General features: G+C 62.3%; 8 protein-coding genes. 4 read left to right on the forward strand and 4 right to left on the reverse strand.

The window, feature by feature from the left end; genetic code table 11:
• Positions 1-149 precede the first annotated feature (149 nt).
• Positions 150-773, reverse strand: coding sequence for a rubrerythrin family protein (locus WBV42_RS01485; protein WP_423984464.1), 624 nt, complete (start codon positions 771-773; stop codon positions 150-152).
• An 87-nt stretch (positions 774-860) separates the two neighbouring features.
• Between WBV42_RS01485 and WBV42_RS01490 the strand changes: the two genes are divergently transcribed.
• On the forward strand, positions 861-2,003 hold the full coding sequence (locus WBV42_RS01490) for an MBL fold metallo-hydrolase (RefSeq protein WP_423984465.1): 1,143 nt from the start codon (positions 861-863) through the stop codon (positions 2,001-2,003).
• A gap of 584 nt (positions 2,004-2,587) precedes the next feature.
• Here the strand turns inward: WBV42_RS01490 and WBV42_RS01495 are convergent.
• On the reverse strand, positions 2,588-3,376 hold the full coding sequence (locus tag WBV42_RS01495) for a YihY/virulence factor BrkB family protein (RefSeq protein WP_423984466.1): 789 nt from the start codon (positions 3,374-3,376) through the stop codon (positions 2,588-2,590).
• 127 nt (positions 3,377-3,503) lie between these two features.
• Here WBV42_RS01495 and WBV42_RS01500 point away from each other — a divergent pair, with 127 nt between their 5' ends.
• Positions 3,504-4,088, forward strand: coding sequence for a flavin reductase family protein (locus WBV42_RS01500; RefSeq protein ID WP_423984467.1), 585 nt, complete (start codon positions 3,504-3,506; stop codon positions 4,086-4,088).
• Complete coding sequence (locus tag WBV42_RS01505) at positions 4,085-4,873, forward strand: aminoglycoside N(3)-acetyltransferase (RefSeq protein WP_423984468.1); 789 nt, start codon at positions 4,085-4,087, stop codon at positions 4,871-4,873. The genes WBV42_RS01500 and WBV42_RS01505 overlap by 4 nt, the downstream gene beginning before the upstream one ends.
• Before the next feature lies 1 nt (position 4,874).
• On the opposite strand, the gene WBV42_RS01510 is transcribed toward WBV42_RS01505, so the two are convergent.
• On the reverse strand, positions 4,875-5,204 hold the full coding sequence (locus WBV42_RS01510; RefSeq protein WP_066143980.1) for a 2Fe-2S iron-sulfur cluster-binding protein: 330 nt from the start codon (positions 5,202-5,204) through the stop codon (positions 4,875-4,877).
• Between the two features lie 122 nt (positions 5,205-5,326).
• Between WBV42_RS01510 and WBV42_RS01515 the strand changes: the two genes are divergently transcribed.
• Positions 5,327-6,694: a geranylgeranyl reductase family protein gene (locus tag WBV42_RS01515; protein ID WP_423984469.1), complete on the forward strand. Its 1,368-nt coding sequence runs from the start codon at positions 5,327-5,329 to the stop codon at positions 6,692-6,694.
• Positions 6,695-6,867: 173 nt separating this feature from the next.
• Here the strand turns inward: WBV42_RS01515 and WBV42_RS01520 are convergent, their stop codons facing one another.
• Entirely contained in the window at positions 6,868-7,185 is a 318-nt protein-coding gene (locus WBV42_RS01520) for a HalOD1 output domain-containing protein (protein ID WP_423984470.1), read from the reverse strand.
• Between the last annotated feature and the right edge of the window lie 76 nt (positions 7,186-7,261).

Genomic DNA, 7,261 nt, shown 5'->3' on the forward strand with positions numbered 1-7,261 from the left:
GGTTCCGAAGCCAAGCGCGGTCGCCAACGGACCGGCGAGCGTCACCAACGCCAAACTCAGCGCGAACGTGGTGCTGAGGATTCGGGAGCCATCGACCATGCCGCGTGTTGCCGGAGGCGTGTGATAAATGTAGCTACATCGACGGAATCTCAACAGATGGGTTTCGGGTCGAGACCCATTTCGGTGAGGGTGTCGGCGTAGTCGTCGTAGGCTATCTGAACGGTTTCGGTCGCAACGTCGAACGCCCGATTCCAGTCGTCGTCGTCCGCACAGCACTCGGCGAGCACGGCTGTACCGTCCTCCACGTTTTCCCGGGTATCGGCGCGCAAGTCGCGGAAGAGGTTCGCCCGGCGCTCGTCGGCCCCGTTGACGAAGAAGTTCACGACCTGCAACAGGGTTCGATTTCCGACGAGCGAGCGGCCGACCAATCCACCCGCCCGCGAGATATCGTCATCCAATCCACGGAGATATGCCTGCATCGAGTCGATAGAATCCAGCGGTTCGAATTCGTTCAACTCCGCGACGACGCGCTCGTAGTGATCCCGTTCCTGGTCCGCCAACCGCTCGAACGTCTCCCGTGCGTCGTCGCTCCCGTCGGCCCATTCGGCGAACGTCTCGGCGGCACTGCGCTCGCTGTTCGCGGACGCCGTGAGCACCACCTCGGGTTCGAGGTCGGCACCCGTCAGCGCGACCAGCAGTTGTTGTGACCCGAGGCGGTCGATTTCGGTCGATTTCTCCGCACCCACCCTGTCGGCGAAGTCGTCCGGGTTCATAGCCATCACACGACGACGCCGAGTATAACGTTTGGGCGACGTGGGAATCACGCGATTCCTTTTGGGTTTGCGTGGCGTACGTCCTCCATGGCCGACGCCCTCTCACCGACCGAACTGTACGACCGACTCCAGCGGGGTGAGTCGCTCTCGATACTCGACGTTCGCAACCGCGACGAGTTCGAGGCGTGGCACATCGACGCACCACGGACGGTACAGCGACCGTACGTCGAATTCATGGGTGCGAAGGTGCGCGGCGAAATCCCGGAACTCGTCGAATCGCTCGGCCTCGATTCGGCCGATGAAGACGGACCGGTCGTCGCGGTATGCCCGCAGGGCGACGCGAGCGAGCGCGTCGCCGAACTGCTCCGCGAGGAGGGGTTGGACGTGTTGAACCTCGAAGCAGGGATGGAAGGGTGGGCAACGGTGTACGTCGCCCGCGAAATCGACGTCGACAGCGGGACCGTCGTCCAGTACGAACGCCCGTCCAGCGGTTGTCTGTCCTATCTCGTGATTTCGGGCGACGAAGCCGTCGTCATCGACCCGTTGCGCGAATTCGCCGACCGATACGTCGCGGACGCGGACGAGGGGGGTGCGGACCTCCGCTACGCCATCGACACGCACGTCCACGCCGACCACGTCAGCGGGATTCGAGCGGTTGCGGAGCGGAGCGAAGCGACGCCGGTGCTCCCGGTGGGAGCGAAGGAACGTGGGCTGGCGTTCGACGCCACGCTCGTCGCGGACGGTGACGAACTCGAACTCGGGGACGGAACGCTGACCGCGCTCCACGCACCGGGCCACACCAGCGAGATGACCCTGTTCCGGTTCGACGGCGTTCTGTTCAGCGCCGACACGCTGTTTCTGGACAGCATCGGTCGCCCCGACTTGGAGGCGGGGAGCGACGGCGCTCGCTCGCTCGCCGACTCGCTCTACGCGACGCTCCACGACCGCATCCGTGCGCTGCCGGGAGAGACGCTCGTCGCACCGGGACACGTTCGCTCGGGGACGCCCCGAGCGAGCGACGGGACGTTCACCGATTCCCTTTCGGCCGTGTGCGAAGCGGTTTCGCTCCTCTCGCTCGACAGGGACGAGTTCGTCGCACGCGTCGCGGACGACCTGCCGCCGCGACCGGCCAACTACGAGGAAATCGTGTCGGTGAACCTCGGAAAGGAGACGGTCGATTCGGAAACCGCGTTCGAACTCGAACTCGGCCCGAACAACTGCGCAGTGTAGGAAAGTTCGTATGAGCGTACGGCAACAAGTTCGATGACCGCCCAGAACGCCCCGTCCGCTACGAAACGAGACGTGTTTGATTAGTGTGTGAGTGCAGGATGGTCTACACGATACGAACCAGCCGCACGGCGCGCGACGGCGCATCTCCGGTGCGCCCGCGCGAGGGACGACTGAACGCAGTGAAGGAGTCGGCTGGGGAGGCCCGTGGCGCGGTGCGGAGGCGTAGCGGTTGCGGGGTCTGGGTGGGTTGAAAGGGGCCGTCTGTTCGCGTTTATTGTAGTCGTTTGCACGGGCCAGTATTCGTGCTAGCGTTGCGGAGAGCACAAATATCCCGTGCAGCGACCGCGAACGGGCGGGGGCTTTCTGGGTCTTCATCGTCGCTGCTGCTGTAATCACAAAGTTATCAAATCAACGTCGGAGCGAATGGACGGAGCCTTTTGAGATCGTCTTTCCGGTAATTGTACTCGTCAAACCAATCAAACACGGCTGTTCGGCGTCTACCTCTCACCCGAACCTGCGCTCGTGTTCATCTCGATTCGATCAACTCTACGCAACGAAACACCGAACAGTGACGAGAACACCGCTCAGACGGCCGCCGCACTGCGGTCCGCGGCGACGAGGTTGACGGCGGCACCGGCCAGTATGATGATACCCGCGAAGTAGAGCCACGTGAGGAAGACGATAATCGTCCCGAGGATTTCGCTGAGTCCGTACTTACTCGCCCCACTGAGGAAGAATTGGAATCCGGCTTGAAGCACCAACCAGCCGAGTGCGGCGAAAATCGTCCCCGGTAGCGCCTCCCGAAACGACATGTCCACCGGCGGGAGGACGTAGTACAGCGGGAAGAAGACGAACACGAGACCCAACAGTAGGACGGCACTGGCGATGGTCCCGATGTGCGGAACGTTCACGAACAGCGACGACCCGAGGACGGTGCCGATGCCGACCATCAACGCGATGCCGAGAACCACCGCGACCAGCGTGACGAGACCCTTTTTGACTTGGTCGACGATGCCCGCGTCCGGGAAGCGCTGATACACTTCTTCGAAGGCGATGACCAGCCCTCGGAACAGTTTGAGGCTACTCCAAACCAGAAGGATGACACTGATGATGGACGCTCCGGCGCTTCCGGAGGAATTCGTCAGCGTCCGGTCGACGATGGTCGTCCCCTCCTTGGAGAGGAACTGTTTGGAAGCGTCGATGAGCATGGTCGAGAACTCCTTTCCGCCGAGAAGTGTCCCGATGGTCAACGCGAGGATGAGTAACGGAAAGAGAGAGACGAACGCGTAGTAGGCAAAGCTGGCCGCGAGGAACGTGATATTTCGTTCTTGGACGACATCGATGACCGATCGTGCCGACTCGGTGACGCTCATACAGGGCAATGGATTTCTTACGTAATGTTTGGTTCGGCTGTAGAAATGACGAATCGGGAGACGAGACCATCCCGGCAGAACCGACCGCACCCGAAATCCGTTTGTCATCGCGTTTCGTTTCATGCGTATGGAAATCGACCCGGACGCAGGCGGTTCGCTGTACCGAACGCTGGCGGGGGCGGTGATTCCGCGCCCCATCGCGTGGGTGAGTTCGCGGAGCGCGGACGGCGTGGTGAACCTCGCGCCGTACAGTTTCTTCAACGTCGCGAGCGTCGCACCGCCGATGTTGATGTTCTCGGCCGCGGACGCACAGGACGGTTTGAAGGATACGCCGACAAACATCCAGGAGACCGAGGAGTTCGTCGTCAACATCGTCACCGAATCGGTCGCCGAGGCGATGAACGAGACGAGCGCGACGCTCCCCAACGGGGAGAACGAGTTCGAACACGCCGGACTTACCCGCGCCAAATCGGAGACCGTAAGCGCGCCGCGCGTCGCCGAATCGCCGGTCTCGTTCGAATGTTCGCTGCACGAGATGGTGGACCTCGGCGCGTCCACGATGGTGCTCGGAAAGGTCGAGTGGGTGCATGTGGACGACGACGTGACGACCGACGGGAAACTCGACGTGAACAAGATCGACGCCGTCGGACGACTCTCGGGAAGCCTCTATACCCACACGGGTGACCGATTTTCGATGGAACGACCGCCATGAGCGAGGGGGACGCGGTCGAGCGAACCGACGAACCGGTGACGTGTGAGCGATTGGAAGCCGACCTGCGCGAACTCGGCTTGTCGGCGGGGGACACGGTGCTCGTCCACGCGTCGCTCTCGGCGCTCGGGTGGGTTCCCGGCGGTGCACCGGCCGTCGTGGACGCGCTGATGGGCGTCGTCACGGCGAAAGGGGCGCTCGCCATGCCCGCCCACTCCTCACAGCTGTCGGACCCGATCCACTGGGAGAACCCGCCCGTTCCCGACGACTGGGTGGAGACGGTCAAGGAAACGTCGCCGCCGTTCCGGCCGGAACTCACGCCGACGCGCGGCATCGGCGCGATTGCGGACTGTTTCCGGGATTATCCCGGCGTCCGCCGAAGCGCCCATCCCGTCTCGTCGTTCGCGGCGTGGGGCGCGGACGCCGAGTTCGTGGTCGAGAATCACGCCTACGACTCGTCGCTCGGCGAGGAGTCACCGCTGGCACGGCTCTTCGACCTTGACGCGCGGGTCCTCCGGCTAGGTGTGGACGCGAACACGTCGCTCCATCTGGCGGAGTATCGGGCGGAGTACGACGGCAAGTCGTACGAGCAAAACGGCAGACCGGTGCTGGAAAACGGTGAGCGTCGATGGGTGACGTACGAGGAACCCGAGGGCGAGGACGACTTCCGTGAAATCGAAGCGGCCCATTCGGTGCGGCGCGGACGCGTCGGCGAAGCCGACGCAACACTCCTCTCACAGCGGGAACTGGTCGAGTTCGGGACGAAGTGGATGTCGGAGAACAGATAGCTCAGTCGTCGGCCGCGGCGGCCTCGTCCATCGCGTCGGCGTCGGCTTCGATGCTCGGGGGATATTTTCCACGGTCGAGTTTCAGGTCGCTTCGCGGTCGAGCCATGCAGGTGAGCGCGTAGCGTTCGGCCTCTTCTTCGGTCAGGCCGCGGGCGGCGGGTTGGGTGACCTCCCCCTCGATGATTTCGGCCGAGCAGGCGAGACACATGCCGACGCGACAGGAGTACTCCTGTGCGATGCCCTCCTCGATGCAGGCCTTGAGGATGGTCTGTTTGTCCGAAACTTCGATGGATTCACCGGTCCCGACGAACTCGACGGTGTACTCGGTCATACCTCGGCGTACGGAACAACTCGGCAAAACTCTTTATGGACGTCGCCGGACATTTTAGTCGTGGGAGATGCGACACAATAGGGGATAAAGAGTTTTCTCGTTGCCCTCTCGTAGCGACACACATGAGCGAACAATTTGATATGGTCGTTGTCGGTGCGGGAACGTCGGGGTGTTACGCCGCGGCGACCGTCGCGCGTGAGGGGTTCGATGTGGCCGTCATCGAGCGGAAGAACGAGGAAGAAGCGGGCCACATCGCGTGTGGTGACGCGTTGAAGGGGGCGGACGCCTTTCCGGAGGCGATTCCCAAGGAGCGAATCGAACCGGCGTTCACCAACACCGGCGTGGACCACGGTCGGTTCGAGATTCCGCAGGAGGACACGGTGCTCGAAATCCCCGTCCCCGGTGAACTCGCCGTCATCGACCGCTGGAAGTACGGACGGCTCATCATCGAGGGGGCGAAGGCGGCCGGTGCCGAGTTCCACTACGACACGGTCGTGCAGGACGTGACGCAGGAGAACGACGGACGCGTCACGGGCGTTCGTGCCAAGAAGAACGGCGACGTCATCGAGTACGAGTCCGACATCGTCATCGACGCCGCCGGATCGATGTCGCTGTTGCAGGACAAGACGGACTTCTCGGGCGCGACGTTCGACACGAACGTCACCTACTCGCAGTTCTGTTCGGCCTACCGCGAAATCGTGCACGTCGAGGAACCGGTCGAGTGGGACGACGCGCTCGTCTTCAAGCCGACCGACCGTGCCGCGGGGTACCTGTGGTACTTCCCGCGCACCAGCACGGAGATCAACGCCGGTCTCGGCTTCCAGATGAACGAGGAGCCGATGGAGCTCGTCGACGACCTGAAGCACGACCTCCGAAACCGACCGGAGTTCGAGGGTGCGACCGTCACGGACAAGCTCGGGGCGGCGCTGCCGACCCGACGACCGTACGATTCGGCGACCGCCCACGGTTACATGGCCGTCGGCGACGCCGCAGGGCACGTCAACCCGACCACGGGCGGCGGCATCGCGGGTGCGGCCTACGCGGGCAAGTACGCGGGTGAGCAGGCCATCGAGGCCATCGAAACCGGCGATACGAGCGAGCACGCCCTCTGGGAGTACAACCGGAAAGTCATGGACCACTTCGGCGCGCGCTACGCCGGTCTCGACATCTACAACATCTTCACGACCGCGGTGGACGTGGACGACCTGATGGGAATGCTCGGCGCGCTCCCCGCGGAGAAACTCTCGGAAGCGCTGTACTCGGGCAGTGCCAGTATCGGGACGAAGCTCAAACTCCAGACCGCGCTCGACGCGCGCAACCACTGGCGACTCGTCTACGACCTCTACAAGACGAAGCGGTTGGCCGACAAACTCCTCGACCACTACGAACACTACCCGACCGACCCGCGTGGCCTCGCGGCGTGGCAGGACGTTCGTGACGACCTGATGGACGACGTGTACGCGACGACCGGCGCGGTGCCGAAATACTGAATCCGGGTGGAAGCGGTTTTTTCGTTCGACGAACTCCAACAGAGGTCGTTTCGATTACGGGAACATCGAGCGACGGGAAACGGGGAACGAGAATGATATGTTATTGCATATCATAGCTCGAGCCACGAAGAAGGAACGGGAACCAGCGAGCGCAAAAAAAAAACGAAGACGGGCTACTCTAGCTCGCGAATAACGATTTCTCCGTAACTCTGTACGGTTACCTCGTAGTCGAGGATGGTGAAGATGACTTTTCCACCCATACGTGGAGAGCCATCGTGTTTGTCGCTAAATAGGTTGTCGAGTGCGTCAGGGTCGATTACGTCGTATAGCGGTACGCCGATCTCCGCTGGATCGACACCGGCAACGTCGGCGAATGCCATGACCACCGCCGTGCTTAGTTGCTCCCCGTCCGCATAGCTGGTGTATCGGTTCGGTTGTGCTGTACTCGTGATAACGGCACCGTCGTTACTGTCGTTGATGTTCCCGTTCATAGGTTTGTACCTCTCGAACACTGCAACACTCGTTCGAATCATTCAGAGGGTTGTGACGGGTGCATATAAAAATTAC

Source organism: Haladaptatus sp. (assembly GCF_049589095.1).
Classification (GTDB): domain Archaea; phylum Halobacteriota; class Halobacteria; order Halobacteriales; family Haladaptataceae; genus Haladaptatus.

Bases quoted from the DNA above. Each gene is read 5' to 3' on its own strand.
- WBV42_RS01485 (WP_423984464.1), bottom strand. From the start codon at position 773: ATGAACCCGGACGACTTCGCCGACAGGGTGGGTGCGGAGAAATCGACC.
- WBV42_RS01490 (WP_423984465.1), top strand. From the start codon at position 861: ATGGCCGACGCCCTCTCACCGACCGAACTGTACGACCGACTCCAGCGG.
- WBV42_RS01495 (WP_423984466.1), bottom strand. From the start codon at position 3,376: ATGAGCGTCACCGAGTCGGCACGATCGGTCATCGATGTCGTCCAAGAA.
- WBV42_RS01500 (WP_423984467.1), top strand. From the start codon at position 3,504: ATGGAAATCGACCCGGACGCAGGCGGTTCGCTGTACCGAACGCTGGCG.
- WBV42_RS01505 (WP_423984468.1), top strand. From the start codon at position 4,085: ATGAGCGAGGGGGACGCGGTCGAGCGAACCGACGAACCGGTGACGTGT.
- WBV42_RS01510 (WP_066143980.1), bottom strand. From the start codon at position 5,204: ATGACCGAGTACACCGTCGAGTTCGTCGGGACCGGTGAATCCATCGAA.
- WBV42_RS01515 (WP_423984469.1), top strand. From the start codon at position 5,327: ATGAGCGAACAATTTGATATGGTCGTTGTCGGTGCGGGAACGTCGGGG.
- WBV42_RS01520 (WP_423984470.1), bottom strand. From the start codon at position 7,185: ATGAACGGGAACATCAACGACAGTAACGACGGTGCCGTTATCACGAGT.